This is a genomic window from Mesobacillus sp. QJM3NY_10 (assembly GCF_056173465.1).
The window spans coordinates 1,477,213-1,500,597 of the sequence record NZ_CM149675.1 but is presented as its reverse complement, the minus strand read 5'-3'; the positions used below and the strand labels follow the sequence as shown (position 1 = coordinate 1,500,597).

General features: G+C 40.9%; 17 protein-coding genes. 5 read left to right on the top strand and 12 right to left on the bottom strand.

From position 1 onward, the window contains the following. Window positions 1-216: 216 nt before the first annotated feature. A complete protein-coding gene (locus AC0VX7_RS07445) occupies window positions 217-1,533 on the bottom strand; it encodes a hemolysin family protein (protein ID WP_475427311.1) in 1,317 nt (438 codons plus the stop codon). A 534-nt stretch (window positions 1,534-2,067) separates the two neighbouring features. On the opposite strand from AC0VX7_RS07445, the gene AC0VX7_RS07440 reads away from it, so the two are divergent. After that, window positions 2,068-3,861 carry a methyl-accepting chemotaxis protein gene (locus tag AC0VX7_RS07440; RefSeq protein WP_475427310.1) on the top strand — a complete coding sequence of 598 codons (1,794 nt, stop codon included), beginning with the start codon at window positions 2,068-2,070 and terminating at the stop codon, window positions 3,859-3,861. A gap of 60 nt (window positions 3,862-3,921) precedes the next feature. On the opposite strand, the gene AC0VX7_RS07435 is transcribed toward AC0VX7_RS07440, so the two are convergent. Beyond that, window positions 3,922-4,392 (bottom strand): hypothetical protein, encoded by a 471-nt coding sequence (locus AC0VX7_RS07435; protein ID WP_475427309.1) that lies wholly within the window; start codon window positions 4,390-4,392, stop codon window positions 3,922-3,924. Window positions 4,393-4,537: 145 nt separating this feature from the next. Here AC0VX7_RS07435 and AC0VX7_RS07430 point away from each other — a divergent pair, with 145 nt between their 5' ends. Next, window positions 4,538-5,092 (top strand): tyrosine-type recombinase/integrase, encoded by a 555-nt coding sequence (locus AC0VX7_RS07430; protein ID WP_475427308.1) that lies wholly within the window; start codon window positions 4,538-4,540, stop codon window positions 5,090-5,092. 13 nt (window positions 5,093-5,105) lie between these two features. Next, window positions 5,106-6,608 (top strand): potassium/proton antiporter, encoded by a 1,503-nt coding sequence (locus tag AC0VX7_RS07425; protein WP_475427307.1) that lies wholly within the window; start codon window positions 5,106-5,108, stop codon window positions 6,606-6,608. 93 nt (window positions 6,609-6,701) lie between these two features. Here the strand turns inward: AC0VX7_RS07425 and AC0VX7_RS07420 are convergent, their stop codons facing one another. The 3 genes from AC0VX7_RS07420 to AC0VX7_RS07410 are packed head-to-tail and all read right to left on the bottom strand — an operon-like array spanning window position 6,702 to window position 8,877. Further along, on the bottom strand, window positions 6,702-7,316 hold the full coding sequence (locus AC0VX7_RS07420; RefSeq protein ID WP_475427306.1) for a TetR/AcrR family transcriptional regulator: 615 nt from the start codon (window positions 7,314-7,316) through the stop codon (window positions 6,702-6,704). 27 nt (window positions 7,317-7,343) lie between these two features. Next, window positions 7,344-7,643: a hypothetical protein gene (locus tag AC0VX7_RS07415; RefSeq protein ID WP_475427305.1), complete on the bottom strand. Its 300-nt coding sequence runs from the start codon at window positions 7,641-7,643 to the stop codon at window positions 7,344-7,346. Further along, a complete protein-coding gene (locus AC0VX7_RS07410) occupies window positions 7,531-8,877 on the bottom strand; it encodes a carboxypeptidase M32 (protein WP_475427304.1) in 1,347 nt (448 codons plus the stop codon). Before AC0VX7_RS07410 ends, AC0VX7_RS07415 begins: the two co-directional genes overlap by 113 nt. A 258-nt stretch (window positions 8,878-9,135) precedes the next feature. Here AC0VX7_RS07410 and AC0VX7_RS07405 point away from each other — a divergent pair, with 258 nt between their 5' ends. Both AC0VX7_RS07405 and AC0VX7_RS07400 read left to right on the top strand, forming a co-directional pair. Beyond that, a complete protein-coding gene (locus AC0VX7_RS07405; protein WP_475427303.1) occupies window positions 9,136-10,023 on the top strand; it encodes an ABC transporter permease subunit in 888 nt (295 codons plus the stop codon). Next, window positions 10,020-12,866 carry an ABC transporter permease subunit gene (locus AC0VX7_RS07400; protein WP_475427302.1) on the top strand — a complete coding sequence of 949 codons (2,847 nt, stop codon included), beginning with the start codon at window positions 10,020-10,022 and terminating at the stop codon, window positions 12,864-12,866. Before AC0VX7_RS07405 ends, AC0VX7_RS07400 begins: the two co-directional genes overlap by 4 nt. A 1,667-nt stretch (window positions 12,867-14,533) precedes the next feature. On the opposite strand, the gene AC0VX7_RS07395 is transcribed toward AC0VX7_RS07400, so the two are convergent. From AC0VX7_RS07395 to AC0VX7_RS07365, 7 genes are all read right to left on the bottom strand, one after another. Continuing rightward, window positions 14,534-15,442 carry a nuclease-related domain-containing protein gene (locus AC0VX7_RS07395; RefSeq protein ID WP_475427301.1) on the bottom strand — a complete coding sequence of 303 codons (909 nt, stop codon included), beginning with the start codon at window positions 15,440-15,442 and terminating at the stop codon, window positions 14,534-14,536. A 268-nt stretch (window positions 15,443-15,710) separates the two neighbouring features. After that, on the bottom strand, window positions 15,711-17,258 hold the full coding sequence (locus tag AC0VX7_RS07390; RefSeq protein ID WP_475427300.1) for a flotillin family protein: 1,548 nt from the start codon (window positions 17,256-17,258) through the stop codon (window positions 15,711-15,713). An 11-nt stretch (window positions 17,259-17,269) separates the two neighbouring features. After that, entirely contained in the window at window positions 17,270-17,800 is a 531-nt protein-coding gene (locus AC0VX7_RS07385) for an NfeD family membrane protein (RefSeq protein ID WP_475427299.1), read from the bottom strand. Window positions 17,801-17,979: 179 nt separating this feature from the next. Further along, complete coding sequence (locus tag AC0VX7_RS07380) at window positions 17,980-18,531, bottom strand: DinB family protein (protein WP_475427298.1); 552 nt, start codon at window positions 18,529-18,531, stop codon at window positions 17,980-17,982. Window positions 18,532-18,728: 197 nt separating this feature from the next. After that, window positions 18,729-19,418: a DUF975 family protein gene (locus AC0VX7_RS07375; RefSeq protein WP_475427297.1), complete on the bottom strand. Its 690-nt coding sequence runs from the start codon at window positions 19,416-19,418 to the stop codon at window positions 18,729-18,731. Between the two features lie 78 nt (window positions 19,419-19,496). Then, window positions 19,497-21,545, bottom strand: a complete 2,049-nt coding sequence (locus AC0VX7_RS07370) for a bifunctional diguanylate cyclase/phosphodiesterase (protein WP_475427296.1) — start codon at window positions 21,543-21,545, stop codon at window positions 19,497-19,499. A gap of 207 nt (window positions 21,546-21,752) precedes the next feature. Continuing rightward, on the bottom strand, window positions 21,753-23,309 hold the full coding sequence (locus AC0VX7_RS07365) for a BCCT family transporter (protein ID WP_475427295.1): 1,557 nt from the start codon (window positions 23,307-23,309) through the stop codon (window positions 21,753-21,755). Between the last annotated feature and the right edge of the window lie 76 nt (window positions 23,310-23,385).

The following is a 23,385-nucleotide window of genomic DNA, read 5'->3' as shown; positions in this document are numbered from 1 at the left end:
CAATATTAGCCACGTCCTTTTTAGAGCAAAAGAACAAAAAGCGCAAGCACCTCGTTCAGCCCGGACAAGCGCTGGAGGGCCGACTGGTGAAGTTGTTCTTTGACTTCATTGGGCGGACCTAAGCGACTCGAGGGGCTAGGCGCTGGAGCTAGATTAAGAAGACTACATGTAGTTATCCACAACTAAATATAATTTCAAAAAAAGAAAAAGCCGGAATTAGTCCGGCTTTTCATCTGCGTCCATTTTTAAAACCTCTAAATAGGCAATATGATATTCGTCGATTTCGATAATCTTGAAAATATAGCCTTGTTCCTCGATTTCATCACCAATTTCGGCATCAATGTTCTTTGTCATGAACCATCCGCCTATAGTATCTACTTCTTCTTCTGATATATAGATTCCTAATAGGTCATTTACTTCATCAATCAAAACTCTTGAGCTGAATAGATAGTGGTTTTCATTTACTTTTCTGATTTCGGCGATTTCGTCCACATCAAATTCATCACGGATGTCTCCAACAATCTCTTCAAGGATGTCCTCGACAGTCACCAATCCGGATGTGCCGCCATATTCATCAATCAAGATGGCCATATGAATGCGTTCTTTCTGCATTTTGACGAGCAAATCATGGATTGGAATGGTTTCGATGACTCTGATGACAGGCTTAATAAATGATGACAGAATCGATTCTTTTTGAAGATCCTTACGTGTCAATTTAGCAGTGAGTATCTCCTTGATATTGATCATCCCTACTATATTGTCCTTCTCGCCATCTATGACTGGATATCGTGTATATTTCTCTTTTTGGATCACATCAATAATCGTATCAATATCATCTGAAATATCAAACGTGACAATTTCAGTCCGGGGCACCATGATTTCTTTGGCTATTCGCTCATCAAACTCAAATATATTATTAACATAGTTCAGTTCATTTTGATTGATCTCACCACTTTCATAGCTCTCCGACAACAGAATCCGAAGCTCTTCCTCAGAATGGGCAATTTCATGCTCAGATGCAGACTTTAAACCAAACAAGCCGACTAGAATCCTGGCTGATCCATTCAATGCCCAAATGAACGGGTACATAATTTTATAAAACCCGATGATTGGCTTGGAAAATGCAAGGGTAACTGCCTCCGCTTTTTGAATTGCTACCGTTTTTGGAGCCAGCTCCCCCACTACCACATGCAAAAAAGTGATCGAAGCAAAGGCGATTCCGAACGATAATATACTGGATAATGATGGATTAAGATGAAAGCGCTCAAACACAGGATGAAGCATCTCTTCAACCGTCGGTTCCCCGAGCCAACCCAGGCCGAGAGCTGTAATCGTAATACCAAGCTGACAGGCCGATAGATACTCATCGAGATGCGTGATCACATGCTTTGCCGAATGTGCTCCTTTCCTTCCTTCAGCTATGAGTTGGTCAATTCTTGAACTCCTCACCTTTACAATCGCAAACTCTGTCGCTACGAAAAAGCCAGTTAACGCAATTAATAAAACAACTAAAAATAAATTAGTAATAATCAATGGGCAAGCCCTACATTCGTAAGGCAGTCACCTCCTAGAAGACAGTACTCCATTCAAAACGGAATGATGATCAAAAGAATGTATTCCTTCAGCACCATGATTTTTTGTCCATTTTTTAAATTATACCCTTATAATAAACAGCTAACGCATAATAGAGGAAAAACGTGAATCAATCCACACTTATTATTGGTATCTGGAGTAGAATATATTTATAAATGGGCTGGTTGAGCAATGCCACGTATTGTAAACAGCAAAGGTTACGGGAGCACCATGAAAAACTGAAGTCAACTCTCTAAAAATTGATGCAGATGGGTTATTCTTCAGAGTACATGTGATTATGATACCTTTTGGCAGTCACTGCAGCCTAAAAATATACGACTAATTAGCCCATTTTCCTTAACTAATTTTGAATATTGCCGAAAATAACAATAATATGAGAACAATTCAGGATTCAATCCGATTCTTGAAGTCCCTGCATGGTAAAGTTGTTCTCGCAGAAATTTTTATCGCCTACGATCAGAGGGAGTGGACAAATTGCTTTTCAAGAAGAAGAAGAACACTGCAAAAAAAACAGTAATTACGAAGAAATCAAGAAAAAAAAGATTTAACAAAAATATGAGTCTTAAACTAAAGATTGTATCTTTAAGCATAATCTCAATGCTGCTCCTTGCATTGGCTACAACATTCTATGCGCAATACACTATCAGGACTAGCAACATGGATTCGATGGAAGCAGAACTTAATACAATATCAAGCCTGTTATCGGATCAGGTTTCTGCAGGGAAAGCAAAAACAATCATTACCAATCCTTCAAAAAACAATCCAGGTGTCACCTCCATGCAGAAACAAATGGATCAAATATTAAAGGAAAACCCATTAATACATAATCTTTATTTAATAACGATGGATGGGGATAAATTTGCGATCCCAACAATGAGCTCAGCCATGATGTCCAAGGATATCACATATGGTTCAAATTATTCTGGCGGCAAGGATTTTGATCAGGCAGCCCTAGAAGCTTTTAAGGAAAATAAAAGGACAACTACTGCAATATACCAATCTCAAAACGGCTCAAAAATGACCGGATTTGCGCCAATCACTGATATGGCAGGAAAAACAATTGCCCTTTATGGAGTTGAATTTGACGTTTCTCAGGTAAATAAAAAGATTAATGCTGAGGTGGCAGGCATTTGGATTCTATCTCTTATTATCCTCGCCCTCTCAAGCGCAGCTATGTATTTCCTTGTGTCCAGGCTCATCAAACCACTGAATAACATCAAGGATTTAACAGCCAACATTGCAAAAGGTGACTTATCACAAGATGATATCATCGTTAAATCAAAAGATGAAATTGGAACACTCGCTGAAAGTATCAATACAATGGCTGCCTCCCTTAGAACCCTCGTTTCCCAGGTGCAAACAAGTTCAAGGGAAGTTTCAGATGAAACAGTTGGGTTGTCCAAGATAGCCTCAAGTTCGGTAGAAGCTATCAGGGAACTGACATCAGCTAATCAGCAGGCGGCCGCAAGCACACAGGAACAGAACGCCAACATTGAAGAAATGCAGGCAACATTGGAAGAAATCAACGCCGGTATCGAAGAAATCAACGCATCTGCTCAGCAGGCAAGCTTCATAGCTAAAAATTCAACGGTAACTTCAAAAGAAGGAACCGTAAGAATCGACGAGATGCTTGAAGGACTAGAAGCTGTTGATGAAAATACAAACCAACTGGCTGACATTATTACCGTACTTGAAAAACAATCAGACAAAATCACACAGTTCGTCAAAATCATCAATACAATCTCTGATCAGACAAACCTTTTGGCGTTGAACGCAGCCATTGAAGCTGCAAGGGCTGGAGAACACGGAAAAGGCTTCGCTGTTGTAGCAAACGAAGTGCGGAAGCTTGCTGAGGAAAGCGCAAAATCGGCATCCACTATCATTTCCATCGTTAACGAAAATGTCCAGAACACTCGTACAGCAGTTGACTACATCACAAAAACGAGAGAAGCTGTACAATACAATAAAGACCTATCAGCTAAGGCAAAAAATACACTTAATGAAATCTATGAAACAACATTGGAGATTGAGGACAACTCCAATAACATCGCAACTGCCATTGAACAGCAGGTTATCGCTTTTGAACAAATAACTAATTCCCTTGATACAGTCTCTCAAGCATCCCAGCAGATTGCTGCAGGCACAGGACAGACAGACCAGTCCACACAAGAGCAGCTCAGAATTGCAGAAAATGTAAACGAGACGACAAAGATTCTCCAGCGAACAGCAACGGAATTAGAAAAACTGACAGGGAATTTCAAATTATAGGCTACTCAAAAAAATCGATTACTTTTAATAGAAAAAAGGATGCCACTGCGGCATCCTTTTTTATCTTTTCCTGAATCCTTCTTCTTCTAAATATTGTTTGGCTTCATTGTAAGAAAGGAATGTACCATCAAGGTTCAGACCAGCATACACATTCCACATTTCATCTTCATGTACAAGTAACAATGTGTGGTTTTCTGAATTAATCCAGCGTTCCTCTTCATTGTCCTCTATGATGGCTGATTCAATGGTGCTGTTGGCCGAAAGAGACTCAATCGACTGTTCAATAATCGTTTTGAGCTCTCTCTCAGAAAAATCGCGGATATTTACCATACCTTTAGAGTCGAAGTCATAGCCTTCTAAAAATTCACCATAGACAAACCCATTCCCATTTGGGTGAAGGTGATATACAACATTTTTCTTGTCGTATATGCTCTCAGCATAATGAAAGTTAACACGGCCTAAAGAGACATTTTTTCGTTCAAGTTGAGGAAATGATTCAATAATTGCAAGTTTCTGTTCAAAAGTCAGCATAATTGCCTCCAGATTAATAACAAATTTTTAGATTCTGTTCATTATAACATTTGACAGTAGAGTAACAAATAAATCTTTATCAAGCAAAACGTATGTTACAAAACTTGATTTAAGATATAATTAAGTTACTTAAGGAAGTGATTTAATGAAAACGGTAAGTGCAATTAAATCCAAAAAGAAAATTAACTTTATGAAAAAATTCCTCGAAAATCACTCAACCAGGGATTATTGTTTGTTTTTACTTGGTATCAATACTGGAATCAAACTTCAGGAATTACTTAGTCTGCGAGTCCACGATGTATGCGATAAAGATGGAGAAATTACAGACTTTCTTTCCATTCCTCTCTATTGCAATCCTCCTGTTTACTTAAATGCCTCTATAAGGCGGTCCCTAAAAAAATATTTAAATGAAAATTCTTTTATTGATACAGACTATCTTTTTAGGTCGAGAAAAACTTCTAACCCAATTACAAGACAACAAGCCTACAGGATTATCAATGCGGCAGCCAAAAATGCCGGAATTGATGAACCGGTAGGAATGACCACTCTCAGGAAAACATTTGGCTATCATGCCTACTCCCAGGGTGTTGCAATTTCACTCATCCAAAAAAGACTACAGCATGCCTCGCCATCAGAAACAAAGCATTTTATTGGAGTAGACCAGGAAACGGTCGCGGTTAAAATAAATATCAATCTATAAGGGGGAGTTTTTATTGCCTGAACATATTATTAGTACGGACTCATTCATCATGCTTTTAGCTTTTTTATTAATTGTCGGGGTTTTGACTACGAGATTTTCAACTAGATTAGGCGTTCCCTCCCTTATCCTTTTTATATTGGTCGGAATGGTCATGGGCAGTGATGTCCTGGGTATCGTCTATTTTGACAATGCATCATTGACACAAAAGATAGGGGTAATTGCGCTGATCATCATTTTGTTTGAAGGCGGCCTGCAGACAAATTGGAAGGATGTCAGGCCGGTGATCGTCCCTTCTTTATCATTGGCGACTATTGGGGTTTTAATAACCTCGGGGATTATAGCGGCTGCTGCTAAAATGATCCTTGGCCTCGACTGGCTTGAATCCATTTTATTCGGTGCAATAGTTGGTTCAACTGACGCCGCAGCGGTGTTCGCAGTCCTGAAAGACCATAATATATCCCCAAAACTTGGATCCACCCTTGAAGCTGAATCGGGATCGAATGATCCGATGGCCGTGTTTTTAACAGTCGCAATGATTGAACTGATTACCATCCCAGATACACGGATCCTGACCTTGGTTGGTGATTTCTTTTTGCAAATGGGGGTGGGGTTGGTACTGGGGATCATATTTGGAAAGATAGCTGTAAAAGCTTTGAATTCCATCAATCTGGATTCCAGTGGACTGTATCCTGTATTTGCAACCGCTTTTGCATTGCTGACTTATGGCATCACAGCATTCCTAAACGGCAGCGGGCTTTTGGCTGTATATATTGCAGCCATTCTGATCGGTAATGCGGAAATCGCCTACCGCCATTCTATTTTCCGTTTTTCAGAGGGTTTCGCATGGATGATGCAAATTCTTATGTTTGTCATCCTTGGACTCCTTGTATTTCCATCAGAGCTTTTTACTCCTGCCATTTTAATTCAAGGGCTTCTGGTCTCATTGATTCTGATTTTGGTAGCGAGACCCATAGCGGTGTTCATCTCAACGTTCAACATGCAGTATTCCCAAAAGGAGCGAGTATTCCTTTCATGGGCGGGATTGAAGGGCGCAGTCCCTATTATCCTCGCCACCTTCCCTTTACTTGCAGGTATTGAGGGCAGCCATCAGATTTTCAATGTTGTCTTCTTCGTCGTACTGACGAGCGCACTGATTCAGGGAGCTACCATACCAATGCTCGCCAACAAGCTTGGATTGAATGGTCCTAAGAAAACGATTCCGATGCAGTCGCTTGAGTTGATTTCACTCGGAAAAGCTGATGCTGAGATGATTGAATATGAAATGGAAAGCGATAGTGCAATTGTCGGAAAAACCTTGATGGAAATCCCATTTCCAGAAGGGACACTGGTAAATGCGATTATCCGCAATGGCAAACTGATTGCACCAACCGGGAATACAGTCATCATGGCTGGAGACTTCCTTTACATTCTGTCCGGGAGAAAAAACAAGCAGAAACTGAAGAAACTACTAAAGGAAAAATCACTATATACACAAGATGCGCTAGTGCTGAAGTAATGTAGCTGTTTTCGTCAAGTTCATTACATTCAGCACGGACCTGCCGAAATAAAATTAAAACCAGTGAGGACCCACCTCACTGGTTTTAATCATTTATAGTCTTAATTTTTCCAAGAACAGATTCTGCATTTCTTTTAATATAAGTTTATATTGATAATTCTCAAGTATAGTTGCCTGCAATGTAGCTCCATTGACCATCGCCCAAAAAATATCCGCGTATGTCACGGGATCTAGCTCTTTGTTGAATTCACCTGATGTCTGCCCTTCTTTAATGATTCCTATCAACAATGAAACAAAGAAATCTTTATATCGTTCAGTCAACACTTCCTTTAACTCCGGATCCCGTGTTGAGTACAATCTGAACTCATAATGGACAATCGCATAACCCTTGTTCGCTTCATCATTCGGATCGTTATCCAGGTAGGCTTCAATCAAGTAGTTGAGCTTATCCAGCGCTGTCTTTCGCTCAGCTATCGCTTTTGCAAATTTATTTCCCGAGTTATTTGTCTGGCCTTCCATCAAGGCAAGATAGATATCGTCCTTACTTTTGAAGTAGTTATAGATTGCCCCTTTGCTCAGGCCAGAACGAGCGACAATATCATCAACAGTCGAGGCTTCAAAACCCTTCTCGGCAAAACAAACATGAGCGCTCTGTAGTATTTCCTGACGCTTCTTTTCCTTATATTCCTCTGAAACAATTGGCGTCATTTGAATTACCTCATTTTCGTCGCAAAATTATAATTTGTATATTTTGCTATACTTTTCTTCCAGATATTGAACTAGATAATCCGCATTCAATTCTTCACCGGTGGCTTTTACAATCAGTTCATTAGGTGTGTAAAGCATGCCATATTGATGGATGTTTTCCTTTAGCCAGTCTTGAATCACTGAAAAATCCCCCTGTTCGATACTCTCATAGAAATCAGGCAAATCTTTCTTGATTTTGTTCAGGATTTGGGCCGCATACAGATTTCCAAGCGAATATGACGGGAAGTAGCCAAGTCCTCCGAACGACCAGTGGATATCCTGGAGCACCCCCTTCACTGTCAGTTGATGGTGTAATGCCAAGATAGTCATTCATTTTTGCTTTCCATATTTCTGGCAGATCCTTTGCCTCTATTTCCCCGGCAATCAATGCCTTTTCAATTTCATAGCGAACCATGATATGAAGATTATACGTTAGCTCATCAGCCTCAACTCGGATGAAAGATGGCTGGACAGCATTCGTGGCTCGATAAAAATCATCCAATGCCACTTTCCCAAGTTGTTCTGGGAAATGTTCCTGCAGTTTCGGATAGAAGTACTTCCAGAATTCCTCACTGCGTCCTACCATGTTTTCAAGGAAACGCGACTGAGATTCATGTATTCCAAAGGAAGCACCTTCCTGAAGGACTGTATCCTGGAATTGCGGATTGATATTTTGTTCGTAAATTCCATGCCCAGCCTCATGAATTGTACCAAAAATAGCGGAGCGGACATTATTTTCTAGATACCTGGTCGTAATCCTCACATCAAGGGTATTGACAGGTTGCGCAAATGGATGGACGGTTTCATCCAGCCTACCTGCTTCCATATCGAAGCCGATCAGCGGCAAGATATAACGATTGAACTCTTTTTGTTTCTCTATTGCATATGGTTGTTCAAATACCTCCACTGACGGCTTGGATGAAGACTCTTGAATTCTTCTAAGTAAATCAGCGCTTGATTCTCTTAATTTAACAAACATTGGGTCAAGCTTTTCCACAGTCAGGCCAGGCTCAAATTCGTCAAGGAGCGCATCATATGGATGGTTTTCATAACCGTAAATTTCAACAGCTTTCTTCTTGAATTCTATGATTTTCTCAAGAAAAGGAAGGTATTTTTCAAAATCATTATTCTCTCTTGCCTCTTCCCATGCATCATTTGCCCTTGATGTAAGCACAGAGAAATCTTTAATCATTGCAGCTGGAATACTCTTTGAGCGGTTATAAAATTTAAGGCGTTCACGGATTTTAGCCTTTACCGCCTCATCAAGGTACTCCTCTGCTTCTGGTGTGGAGAGCGTGTTGAGTGCCTCCCCCATTTCCCCTGAAACAGTCAACTTGAACGCTTCTGTTCTAAGTGTCCCATTTGCATTCGCAAATATAGAGCGTCCTTTTTTCGGTGAGATAACTTTTTGGTCCCAGCTCAACAAACCTAAAATACTATTAAAATGCGAAATCTTTTCATCTAATTCATTGAACTTTTCGAGCGCAGACATGATTGTTTGGTTCATTACCTTTTGTTCCATGCCACTTCCCCCTTTTTCGTTAACGTTTGGTTTAATACAATTAATAAAGCTTAGCAGGCCATGATCGTAAAATGACTACCGAATAGCTTCGTAATTCATGAAAGAGTCAAAATAAACTATCCAGTCGGTTTATTATAATTCATATTACATTATTTTTTCAATTATCACAAAATTATTAAAAAATATTTCTAAAATCTTGCAACCTTTCATAACTTAACTACGTCAAAACTTAAAGAAAATTTTTCCAAAGGAGAGAATATGAAAAAATTTATACATTACCTATTTTTACTTTTGACCTCCATCACGGGTCTTTTATTTTTTGTGGCATTTCCCCGGCTTTTCGCATTTCGGGATTCTGCTAGTGAACACCTAGGTATAAATCTGTTTTCCTTTTTAAAAGTACTCGCAGATACTGTCATGCAATTTTTCAAGCCTGCCAGCTGGCAATTTTTCGACAGCTGGAACACGGAAACAGTTATTGACCGGTATACATACTCGCTTGAAGTTATTTTTGTAAGTCTGTTGTTTTCTTTTTTAATCGGAGGTTTAATCGCTTATTTATTTATGAATTTCCCATACAAACAACGGTCCAGGGTGAAAAATATCCTTAACTTCCTCGAGGGCATACCTGATCTGCTGATTATTTTCATGATACAGATGTTTTTGTTTACTCTTTACAGGGAATTTCAAATCCGCCTGGTTACCATGTATGGTTTAGCCGGACAGGAACCACTAATTTTTCCAATGATCATTAATTCCCTGTTGCCATCACTGTTTTTTGCCCAATACCTAATAAAAGTAATGGAGGAGGAGTTTGAAAAACATTACATTCTCTTAGGACAGGCAAAAGGGTTATCGAAGATGCAGCTGCTTTTCTCCCATTTAACCCGCAATATCGTACCGGTTGTCTCTATCCATTTTAAGACCATCATCTTTATGGTTTTGACAAACCTGGTGCTCGTTGAACACATGTTTGTCCTTGACGGGTACATCCAGGAACTTAATAAACTACTGCAGATTCAAAGTACTTCTCCAATGAATATTTTCTTTTATGTAGGAGTTTTTATGCTTCCTATCATTCTTGTAGAGAGATTCGTTTCGTTGATCGGTAAAAAGTTCGGAAGCGTCCGGGGGATGGATATATGAGAAGAATCAGGGCTATTTTCTTATCTGCTATCGTTTTGATTGCGTCTTTTTTCAAAACAGGTCTAATGTTTCTTATCAGGGAGACAAAAAATCTAAATCCACAAAAAGTAAAAAGAGGGTTGCTTGTATTCTTGAAAGCTGCCTTCAAGAAGTTTGTGGAATTAATATCTTACATTAATAACCTTAAGCATCGGAATATCCTGATTGGTTCGACAATCCTTATTGCATTGTTCCTGATCAGCTGGAACACAGAGCTTATGCCCGAAAGCAATGAGCCACTGATTTTCGATGATGAAGGAAACTTTGTCGCGGCTCCGCCTGCTCCTCCTTCGCTAATCTTTCCACTTGGGACGGATTTGGGTGCAAGAAGCATGGTTAATCTAGTGCTCGTTGGAGTTAAGTATACTCTCGGCGCTATATTGGGAATCACACTTGCCCGACTGTTGGTTGGTACAATACTGGCGCTTATAACGAAATTATTGTATCCGAGCTTTAAACGGTATTTCAGTGCGTTCTTTTGGCCATTCAGATATATTCCTCAATTGCTTGTCGCGATAATCTTGATGCTTCCTATCGCATCTATACCGACCGGGATTTCAGCAATGGTCATATTGGAATATCAATTGATTATTATGCTGCTGGTCGGTCTTCCGGGCGTCTATTATTACATCCTTGATATGATGGAAGAAATAGAAAAACAACCTTATGTTTTAAGCTCAATACTGATGGGTGCCAGCAAGTTTCACACCTTAAAAAAGCATGTATGGCCCAATATCAAATCTCATTTGCTGTTATTGACTACACAGCAAATCCTATCAATCTTACAGCTGTTAACGTTCCTTGGGATTTTTTCATTGTATTTAGGCGGCCCGCACCCCACGCCTTTGACTGATACACCACGGCTGATATACAGAACAATCACCAACGAATTAGCGGGAATGGCCGGCCAAAACTTCTGGCTGATCAGAAGAGCCCCATGGATGGCCTACAGTCCAATTCTGATCATTGCTTTTATAGCCATCATCGTGAATTGGATGAAAAAAGGGGTCGAGGACCATATCGCCGGAGTTGTGCCGGTTAAACAAATGGCTATAACGTCTGCAGCTAAAGAAAATACCAGCCTCTCAAGAAATTTTGTAATAGTTGGCGTGCAAGAGCAGCCTGAGGCAGAGAATAAAAAGAAGATATATATTAGTGACTTTATTCGCGAAAAACTCAGGGATTTCCGAGGGTATTTGAGCCGTTATAAGGTTTACAGGATTATTGATAAGAGTGCGTTAAGGGTTGCCGAATATATCTCAGAATATCCTAAGCTCGTATTTACTACATTATTGACGGTCTCATTCGTATTATGGGCCGGTGTATTCTCGTATGCTGAGTTTTTCGGAAACGATGAAGCCAAGAAAGAGGAAACTAGTGTTGGTGCTTCAAACGAACCAAAAGACTTATTTAGTTACAGCTTTACCAATAAGGAGCATGTTCCTGTCATATATAAAGCTGACCTGACCTATCAGGATGCTGAGGCAACATTGCAGGGCACACTACATGTCTCCACCTCGAATACTACCGGTGCCGCCCAGGATAAAATTTATTTTCACCTGTACCCTAACCAGTTTAAGGAACCAATTGATGGCCCGGATTGGGAATTCATTCGAGGGCCATCACCTACACCTGGCTGGATCGATATTGAAAACATCAAAGTGAATAACCAGGAAGCTGATTTTAAAGTTGAAGGCACTATTTTAGAAATTCAAATGGATCAGTGGAAAGACAAGGCAACTGCCGAGTTTGACCTTCAATTCACTTTCCAGCTCCCAGTGAATTACAGTAACTCAAGCTATGATTATGCAGCAGTATGGCTCGGAAACTTCCTGCCAAAACAGGCTGTGTATGATAAAAACGGCTGGAACCTGGATCCCTATTCACCAATCGGCCACCCTTTTTATAGTGAAACAGCTGTCTATGATGTGACAATAAACTCTGCTAGCAAATACGAGATTCTTTCGAATGCAGAAGAAGTTAATGCTATCATTGTAAACGAAGGTGAAAGCCAGAAGTATACTGCTAAGGTCGATAATGTCCGTGATTTTTCTGTCGTTCTATTGGATAAACAATATTATCAAACAGAAAGATTCATGTCTCGTAACGAAACTCTTGTGAATGTATGGTATCGCCCTTCCACTGACAAGCAAGAGATCGCAAACAGAAATGCAATGGCTGCAGGCCAATCGATCGATTATTTTGAGGAGTTTTACAGTTCAACATTACCTTATAAAGAACTGGATATAATCCGAACCGCGGAAGGAAACCCACAAATGGCTTACCAGGGAATGATTTTTTCGCCAGGATATAACTTTTCAGAAAATGACTTTGGTTCTCTTAGTATGGCAGATGGCGTGATTCGACAGTGGCTGTCAGGCATGGTCGGAAGCCAGGGATATAAAGAACCATGGGTAAATGAAAGTCTCGTGAGCTATTCCTTGAAGACTTATATGGGTGAAAAAGGCTACACGATTAGTCAAACTGCAGAAGAGCAATTAAAGCAGCAGGACGAGATTGCAAGAATTCAAAAAGAAGGCCAATATTTAAGCAGCCCTTTAAGCGATTTTAAAAATATAAATGATTACACAGTCCTGATGGGTATTCACGGTTACAATATGTATGCTGAGTTGGACTACTTAGTCAAGGCAGGAAAAGTAAACAAAGCTTTGAAGACATATATCAACGAGTACACAAATAAAAATGCATCTGGACACGATGTAATCGAACTTTTTGAAAAAGCAGGCCATCCACAGGCAAAAGGTTATTTCGAGGGTTGGCTGAAGCCTGAGTTAAAAGAATAGTTTAGTTTTCGCCTGAGCTTTGCTAGTGAGCTCAGGCGTTTTTTATTTCTCTTGTATTAATTGATTTTGCCGAAGGGGTAAGACGCGGATTCGCTTCGGATAAAATCGTTGCTTCCCTTCCAGGTTTTATCCGAATCTCTACCTTCTTCAGACAAATTACCAGCCATGTGCTCCTACTTTGTCCGAACCTGTATCTACTTCAGACAAATCACCGGTGCGACTCTCCTGTTTTGTCCGAACCTGTACCCACTTCAGACAAATCACCGCCGAGACGCTCCTGTTTTGTCCGAACTTGTACCCACTTCAGACAAATCACCGGTGCGACTCTCCTGTTTTGTCCGAACCTGTACCTACTTCAGACAAATCACCGGTGCGACGCTCCTACTTTGTCCGAACCTGTACCTACTTCAGACAAATTACCGCCTAGACGCTCCTGTATTGTCCGAACTTGTACCTACTTCAGACAAATTACCAGCGATGCGCTCCTACTTTGTCCGAACCTGTACCCACTTCAGACAAATCACCGGTGTGACTCTCCTGTTTTGTCCGAACCTGTACCTACTTCAGACAAATCACCGCCTAGACGCTCCTACTTTGTCCGAACCTGTACGCACTTCAGACAAATCACCGCCTAGACGCTCCTGTTTTGTCCGAACCTGCACCTACTTCAGACAAATTACCAGCGATGCGCTCCTGTTTTGTCCGAACTTGTACCTACTTCAGACAAATTACCAGCGATGCGCTCCTGTTTTGTCCGAACCTGTACCTTCTTCAGACAAATCACCGCCGAGACGCTCCTGCTTTGTCCGAACTTGTACCTACTTCAGACAAATTACCAGCGATGCGCTCCTGTTTTGTCCGAACTTGTACCTACTTCAGACAAATTACCAGCGATGCGCTCCTGTTTTGTCCGAACCTGTACCCACTTCAGACAAATCACCGCCTAGACGCTCCTACTTTGTCCGAACCTGTACCTACTTCAGACAAATCACCGGTGCGACTCTCCTGTTTTGTCCGAACCTGCACCTTCTTCAGACAAATCACCGCTGAGACGCTCCTGTTTTGTCCGAACCCGCACCCACTTCAGACAAATCACCGCCGAGACGCTCCTGTTTTGTCCGAACCTGCACCTACTTCAGACAAATTACCAGCGATGCGCTCCTGTTTTGTCCGAACTTGTACCTACTTCAGACAAATTACCAGCGATGCGCTCCTGTTTTGTCCGAACCTGTACCCACTTCAGACAAATCACCGCCTAGACGCTCCTACTTTGTCCGAAGCTGTACCTTCTTCAGACAAATCACCGCCGTGACGCTCCTGTTTTGTCTGAACTTGTACCTACTTCAGACAAATCACCGGTGCGACTCAACTGTTTTGTCCGAAGCTGTACCTTCTGCAGACAAATTTCCGGTAAGGCCCTCCTGTTTTGTCCGAACCTGTACCCACTTCAGACAAATCACCGGTGTGACTCTCCTGTTTTGTCCGAACCTGCACCTTCTTCAGACAAATCACCGCCGAGACGCTCCTGCTTTGTCCGAACTTGTACCTACTTCAGACAAATTACCAGCGATGCGCTCCTGTTTTGTCCGAACCTGCACCTTCTTCAGACAAATCACCGCTGAGACGCTCCTACTTTGTCCGAACCTGCACCTTCTTCAGACCATATATCATTCGTAATAAGTATCCGACGTGGTTCCTTTTGCTGTGTAAAACTTCTTTAATACTCTGGTTATTCGTCTTTTATTTATTTCTATGTTGCACCATTCATATATGCTTTGTGTCGTTATCTTTCTTTCTGGAAACAATAGCTTGAATTCTTCTACTTGCTGTACGATTGCTTGTTCTACAGGTTCAGAACTTCCGCACTTACCACAGACTAAATGCCGTATTTTTATAGACGTATTAAATGAACCACAAACCCTGCAATGCATACCTTTATCCAATTGGTCATAATTATATGCAGGCAAAGTGGTAAATGGATTTTTAACGTGGTGCAAGGAAAGCAGTTTTTGGGCGAGTAGTTTATGCTTCTCGTCCATCTTAGATGGTGTTTCGTTAAGTTCTTTTAAAAAGCGATTGATTTGGGTTGGTAAAATGATTGGCTGATCCATCGGGGCTTGGTAAAGGGTGAATTCAGGATTGTTAAAAACGACTGCAGCCTGGACGAGGTAATTTAATTTGAGGTTTTGAAGCAGTTGGCGAAAGAGCGTCTCGCTTCTCTTTAATTGTATGACTGGATTTTTGAACTCTCGGCTGCTCTTTACGGAGTACAATTTGTCTGATTCCAGGAAATAATCACCTTCGTGATATTTCACATCCAATAGATGTATGATTCCCCCAGAGATTATTACCTTATCAATTTGGAAATATGAATTATTCACCTGGAGCAAGAGGTCATCTATTATATACCTTTCCTCAGAGAGGTTTTCAGTCAACCGGTCAAATTTAATCTCCCCTCTATACCCCTTTTCCAAATTCGAAAGATGAAATTTATCCTTAGCGGCTAACTCCATTCGTGTGTTCAGGTAGCGCAGTCCTACTAATTCCTCTGATTCAGTTCTTTTTTTTAGTAACATAGTCCACTTCCTTTCTTTAAGCTTATTCTAATCCAAATCGCATATAATTTTTGTGAATATTTTGTTAACTTTTTCTATTGCCTATCTAGATTCGATTCAATGATTCACGTTTACTTGAAGATTTCACGCCATATCAATCGTTAAATATTAAGTTATAGACATTATCCTAAATCAGACGCAGTCTCAATCTTAAATCCATATAATGTTGCACCCTGAATGTAAATGCAAAAAACCGCCTGGAGCCAAAGCCCCAGACGGGTTTTCCCTTCTATTCTTCCTGCTTTAAAGCAGCTTCAACTCTGTTTTCAGTCTTATTCTCGCGAATTTCGTCTGCCAATGCATCGATACTGTGTCTTACATTTGCTTTGCCTGAGAAATTCTCGATTAGGTCTTTTACATCGATTCCTGATGAAGCTTTTAGGGACTCTTGAAGTGTCGCCATTAAATTAGTCGCATAGCCGGTTACTTTGTTTGCTCCGCCATTGGCGTCACTGCCGCCTGTGTCGACAACGGTAATCTTATCGATGTTTCCAAGTGGCGCTGCAACTTGCTTCGCATATTCAGGAAGCATTTTCAAGATCATATCGAGGATTGCGGCCTGGCCGAATTGTTCGAACGCTTCGGCGATCTTTTCCTTTGCTTCTGCTTCGGCAACACCTTTTAGGCGGATAATTTCCGCTTCGGTTTCACCTTTTGCCTTTTCTGCTTCCGCTTTCGCAAGACCATCCATACGAACTTTTTCTGCTTCAGCCTTAGCCATTGCTTCAATACGATATTTATTTGCATCTGCTTCAGCAATTTGCTTGGCTTTATCAGCAGCTGCGGATTGCTCGACAGCATAGCGGTCAGCGTCGGCCTTTTTCTTGACTTCAGAATCGTATTGGCGTTCGCGGCGCAGAATTTCTTTCTCTTCAAGTTCAATTTGCTTTTGACGCTCGATGATTTTGACCTGCATTTCCTGTTCGGTAACCTCTTGCTGTGTACGTGCCATTTCCAAATCATAAGCCTGGTCAGCTCTCGCCTTGGCACTATCCTGCTCGCGGCGGTACTCAGCAACTTTCAAACCATTGATTTTTTCTGCTTCGGCGATTTCAGTCGCGCGTTCAAATTCAGCCTTCTTCGCTTCTTTATCTGCTTCAGCTTTCTTGATGCGTGTTTCTTTTTCCGCGTCAGCTGTAGCGATATCCGCATCACGTTTTACCTGGGCAATACGAGGCTTACCAAGGGAATCGAGGTACCCATTTTTATCACGGACATCCTTGATTGTGAATGACACTATGACAAGTCCCATTTTTGCAAGATCCTGTGATGCCACACGCTGGACTTCCTGCGAGAACTTATCACGGTTCTTATAGATTTCTTCTACAGTCATCGATCCTAAAATCGAACGAAGATGCCCTTCTAATACTTCCTTCGCTTCATTCTCGCGATCTTCTTTTGATTTTCCTAGGAATTGCTCAGCAGCAGTGGCAATTTCACTGATGGATCCTCCGATTTTAATAATCGCCGTTCCATCTGCCATGACTGGAACACCCTGTTCTGTGTATACTTCAGGTGTAGTGACTTCAAGCTTGCTTGAGAGCAGGCTGAGTGGGCGGGATTGTTGGAATACCGGGAAGATGAACGTGCCGCCTCCACGAATAATTTTTATCCTGTTGCTCGACTCATCCGTATGAACATTGCGGCTGCCAAGAAAGCTGCCGGTAACAATCAAAGCTTCATCTGGTCCAGCCGTTTTATATTTGGTGATGAAAACGGCTATCATAGCGATAACAAGGAAGACAACAAAACCAATAACAATAAACATAAGATCCATACCTTTTCCCCCTAAATATAAGTCTCTTCATATAACTTAACTTGCAGTACTCCATTCTCTACATCAATGACCAGTACTTTTTTACCATATGGAATTTCAGATTTTGTAAAACTAGCTGCAGGTTTTGAGATACGTCCGCTAATATTCTCAATAATGACCTCCCCATACCCGTCAACGGGGATACCCGTAATGACGGTTCCGATTCTCCCTCGCAAATCACTTTCCTTATAAACAAGTGATTCTTCCGCATTGGATAATGGAATCAGGACAAACACATTCAACAAAGTTACAAGAATAAGAGCAATAATGGCTGAAGTACCAGCGATCAGCACACTGTGGAGTTCCGTAAGAGCTTCTCCTAAATATCCTCCGGCTGAAAAAATTGTCACAAAAGAAAAAATCAAGGTTGGATTCACAAAAGGGATAGCTTCCGTAATTCCTTCCAGTACGTCACCGAAAAACAAATAAATAATCGTGACCGCACCTGAAATCACCAATCCATAAAGATAAATCGTTTCTAATGGCATGCCAAACAGCTCCATTTTTACTCACCCCTTACTAAAATCGATACAAGCACCCTCCCTTATTCCATTTATTTCTTAATATGTAATACGATTGTCATGTTGTTTGGTTTCAATATTTTTAAAAATTTGTAGAAAAATAGCTGCACATGAATAAATTGCGAGAATCCGTGAATTTTCCACGGATTCTAACGGTTACTCTATTTCGCTAATTGTTCTTTTTCCTTGCTGTGAATCTTCTTAATCATCCTGATTTGTCCTCGATGGTTCAATTCATCCTCCAGGACATGGAACCATTTAAAATAATTGTTTCCCCGCTCGTTCCACCACCAGTTCGTCTGCTCAAACAACCATTGATCAGAAAGTGTCCGGAATTTACGATACGTATCTTCCCGTACAGCCTGGAGATCGGCAAGGTAATGTTCCAGAGGAAACCCTTTGAATGCTGCCTTTCCTTTTTCACCAAGTTCAAGACCCGCTGCCAGGGCTTCTTCCTCTTCCACAGTTGGATACCTTCTCTCAAAGGTAATAATTTGATAGATCCGTTCCACAGCAGCCATATGTCCAAGCAACATACCAATTGAGTTCGCTTCATCATGGACTAGGAAATCAAGTTCCTCAATTGTGAGTCCCTCCACTGCTTCCACGGTTGTGGAACGTGCGTAATTCATCATTGACACCAGATGACCGAAAGTTGGACTGAACCCTTCTTTCTGATCGATCAAAAATAGCGTAGATCTGTCTATACCCATATTTCCCCTCATTTCTTAAATTCATGAACTAATATTATTCGACTTTTTCCACAATTATCCTTTATTTTTTCATTTGTTATGGATTGGCACGATCCTCATAGAGCATGCCGGATCGTCCTGCCTGCCGAGGAAATGGAGCAATTAGATCTCGATGAGAATAAAAAAGCCCAGCAACATTTAGCTGGGACTTTAATACATTAGCTTTCCAAGTCAGCAGGATTAGCCTCTTCATGGTCTTGCGGCGCGATCAATTCATTATAAAAGGTAGCATTGGCTGTACTGATATACGGAGTCAGCCATAAGAAACCAATCCCTAAAGTAAAGATGGCAATGAAGACCCACCCTATAAAACTAAGATTCATCAGGAAGTATTTCCACTTATAGCCCTTCATCCTGATTTTACTTTCTGTGATTGCTTCGAGTGCGGAAAGCTGTGGGTTATCCCTTAAAATGAAAAACACTTGTGAGTAGGAAATCCCCTTAATAATCCCTGGTATAATCAGTAGTAGTGACCATAGGATCGTGAAGATTCCAACAAGGATAGATGTTCCAATAACTTTTAGGGATAGCTCCCATTCTTTATACACCGCAAAGATATCGGAGATTTTCGGGTCATTCCATCTGGCAATAACAAGGTAGAACCAGTAGCTGGCAACTGTCATCGGGATGAACAAAAATGAGATTAGAAGATTAACCATGTCAGCAATCAATGGAGTTTCGGTTTGATTAAACCACTCAGAAAATCCACCACTTAAAGGCACTTCTACAATCGTCGGCACTATAGTCGTAATCAAAAAGACTATAAATGTAAGTGCTACACCAATGCCCCACTTTCCTTTTAATGTTGCAAGAGCTTTCTTTTTGATTTGTGAAATAGATATATTCATTCACTTTCCTCCTAAAAAACTAAAATGAAGATACACACCAATTATATTTTGAAAAAATTAACAAATTCATAGAATATTTTAAGAGACTGCACCTGATTGTGTCTCCAGAGTATTGACCCAATCAACTACCTCAACAGCATGAAGCGGCTTTGAATAGTAATAACCCTGAATAATTGGATTATCAAAATTTTGGGACAGGAAGTTCATCTGGTCTTCTGTTTCCACTCCCTCAATCACCACTTTTAGTTTCAACGAATGTCCCAGACTAATGATTGCTTTCATAATTGCTGAATCCTTCTCTGATTGTGGAACATCATCAACAAAGGACTTATCAATTTTCAACGTAGAAATCGGCAGCCGCTTTAAGTACGATAAAGAAGATACACCCGTTCCGAAATCATCGAGAGCAACAGTAAAACCAAATTCTTTAAAAACACTTACTGCCCTGATTGCATTTTCGATCTGATCGATTACGCTTGTCTCTGTAATTTCAAGCTCAAGATACTTGCTTTCGATTTCATATTTCGCAATACATTGTTTCAACGTTTCCATCAATTGTGGCGATGTAAAATAGGAACCTGGAATATTAATTGCTACTTTGAAAGCTTCGTTTCCTCCATTCATCCAAAACATAATCTGTCTGCACACATGGTTGATGAGCCAATCCGTTACCTCATGCATCTTGCCGTTTTCTTCAAGAACCGGGATAAAAATACCAGGAGAAATAATACCGTGCACAGGATGCTTCCAACGCAGCAATGCTTCAACACCAAAGATCATTTTCGTGTTTGAACATACTTTTGGCTGATAGAGAACATAAAGTTCATCCTCTTCCATTGCCCTGTCGATATCATGAATGAGATTCCGTTCAAATGCAAAAGTATGGATCTTCGGATCATATTCAATTACTTCATGATTGTAAGCAATGTTAGACTGCTGTAGCACTGCCATCGTATTAGAAAATAAATCAGATTGTTCATTCTCCTCTGAGCAAGCTACTGCACAAACCATATTAATGCCTAATTTCTTTTCCTTGATGACTAACGGCTTTTTCAAAATCACGGTGATTCTTTCCAGAGAGGTTTTCAGTTTTTCATAATCTCGTCCATCCTCTGATAATATGGCAAAGCGATTCCCTTCTATTCTATAAATCACACCGAATGACGGTTTTAGGCTGACAAGAATCTCACTAACTGCCTTAATGACTTCATCACCGTATTCGTAACCATATCGGCTATTCCACTTTTCCAGTCCATGTAAATGGATCACCGCCATGCTGGCTGGTGAAGAGGCATTGAGCACTTTTTCGAATTGTCGTCTATTCGGCAATCCTGTCAAGGCATCGAAATGATTTAAGCGGAAATCGACATACCGGTCAAGCAGGCTGGATAATCCAGAAAAACCTAAAATCACTCCTATTCCAATCGTCACAGCAATAATTAGCATGCGCAAATTCATATGATGTCCAGGTTGAGTTACTGGAAGTACGGTTCCATCTGTATAAAAAACAACAGCCTCCATGCCTGTATAATGCATACTTGATATAGCGATCCCCATCAGTAAGGACGTAATCAACTTGATATAAAAGTTCCCCATAAATTTTTGCATGCTGGTAAATATGTACAGAGCAACATAAGAAACAATGATGGCAATCAGAACGGACAGAACAAAAATGAAAGGCCGATAAGAAAACTCAATATCCATCTCCATTGCCGACATCCCGATATTATGCATCGAAGCAATTCCGATACCCATGATCATGCCAGCGAGTATTTTGGGCAAGCGAGTTAAATTGATTCGATTGGAAATATAAAAAGCCAGGTATGAGGACATGACAGCAGGAAAAACGGATAATATCGTCTCGGAAACGTTATACTGCATCGATACCGGTAGTCTAAAAGCACTCATCCCGATGAAATGCATCGCCCAAATTCCCAGGCCCATCGCAATGGAAGCAAGGGTCAGCCAAAAATTCCGGCCAAAAAACCCATTCTTGCTGATTCTTTCGTTCATTGAAAGGGCAGAAAAGGAAGCAAGGAAGGCTATTACCACCGAAAGAAATACAATTGGCAGTGAATATTCTCCCTGTAAAATAACAATGTTGTCTGACTCGGGACTAAAAAACATGTTTGGCTAACATCCTTTATTTGATTTTCATGTTGTTTATGGTAATTATATCGGCTAAAGTTCTTTATTTTGAATATAGCCAAACAGTTAATTTACTTTGGAGTGGTGGCAGACCTGGAAAACTCTCTTGCCAAATTTTCCGCAAAAAAAAAACGCTGCAGGAAGCAGCGCACTCAATCTTAATTTATTTAACTGGGGTTTGCCAATTTATTTACGATCCCCATCTTTATTTGCAGCTTTCTCTAATCTCCTGAATCGCCTTAGATCTGCAGATCTTATTGGCAATGGTTCTTTTTTCAGAAGCTTAAGAATCGCGAACATTAACAGCAGAAGCAGCACTGTAAATGGTAGTGCGGCAATCAATGATGCAGTCTGTAAAGCTTCAAGACCACCTGCGTATAGCAAAACTGCAGAGATGGCTGCCATTAGGGAGCCCCAAACAATTTTTGCGAATCTTGGCGGGTTCAAACTTCCGGAAGTCGTCATACTTGCCAGTATGTAGGTTGCTGAATCCGCTGATGTTACCAGGAAAGTGAAAATTAATATAATAGATAAAACCGAAAGAATAGTTGACATCGGCAGCACTTCAAAAGTCTTGAATAAAGCAGATGTTAGGTCTGCGTTCACTGCTGCAGCAATTCCTGTGTCATAATTCAAATCATTCCAAAGTGCCGTGCCACCGAATGCTGCGATCCAGAGACAGGCAATTACAGGCGGGATGACCATGACGCCAAAAATATATTCCCTGATGGTCCGGCCCTTTGATACCCTGGCAACGAACGCTCCAACAAATGGAGACCACGCTATCGCCCATGCCCAATAAAAGATTGTCCAATCTCTTGTCCAGGTCCCTTCCTGGTAAGGCTGCAGTCTTAGGCTGTATTGAATGAAGTTGGCAAAATAATCCCCAATCGCGAGTGTGAAGCTTTCCATGATGAAGACTGTTGGTCCCGCAATCAACACGAATAGCAGTAGAACAATTGCAATTCCAAGATTCAAGTTACTCAACATTGCGATCCCTTTTTCAAGTCCAGTCGAAGATGAAATCATATAGGCAATGAAAATCACTAAAATAATGATCATTTGTATGCCGATAGAGTTGCCGGTGTCAAAAACAGCATTGAGCCCGCCATTCATTTGCAGGACACCTAGTCCGACGGATGTGGCGATCCCCATGACAGTCGCGACAACAGCAAGGGTATCAATTGTGTTTTTCACTGCTGGTTTTGTACCTGTAATCGGTTCAAGTGCAGTAGACACCAAACCATTTTTTTGTTTGCGGAATTGAAGGAATCCAATTACTAAGCCAACTATCGCAAAAACAGACCATTGACTCACACCCCAGTGAAAAAAGGAGTATCCCATTGCAACTCTAGCAGCACTTCTTGATTCCCCTTGAATATCAGCGAATGGTGTGTTGAAAAAGTGGCTCATTGGTTCTGCAATTCCCCAGAATACAAGTCCAGCCCCAAAGCCAGCTGAGAAGAGCATTCCAATCCAGGTAAAGAAAGAGAACTCAGGTCGTTCTCCTTCTCCACCAAGTCTGATGGCGCCGTATTTACTGACAGCCAGGCCTATTAAGAAAAGCACAATAATAAATACTGCAAGCAAGTAGAACCAGCCAAAATTAACTGTTGTAAAACTAAATAACTCTCCAGCCACCGCACCAAACTTCTTTGGCATAATAGCTCCAACTACGACGAACAACAAAATCACCGCAGCTGACACAGAAAAAACAAAGTTTGATAATATATTCTTGATCATGTCAGCCTCCAAAAAATATGCATTTTTCTAGTTATGTATACAAATTACACTTACCTTTAACCTAAGGAAATATATT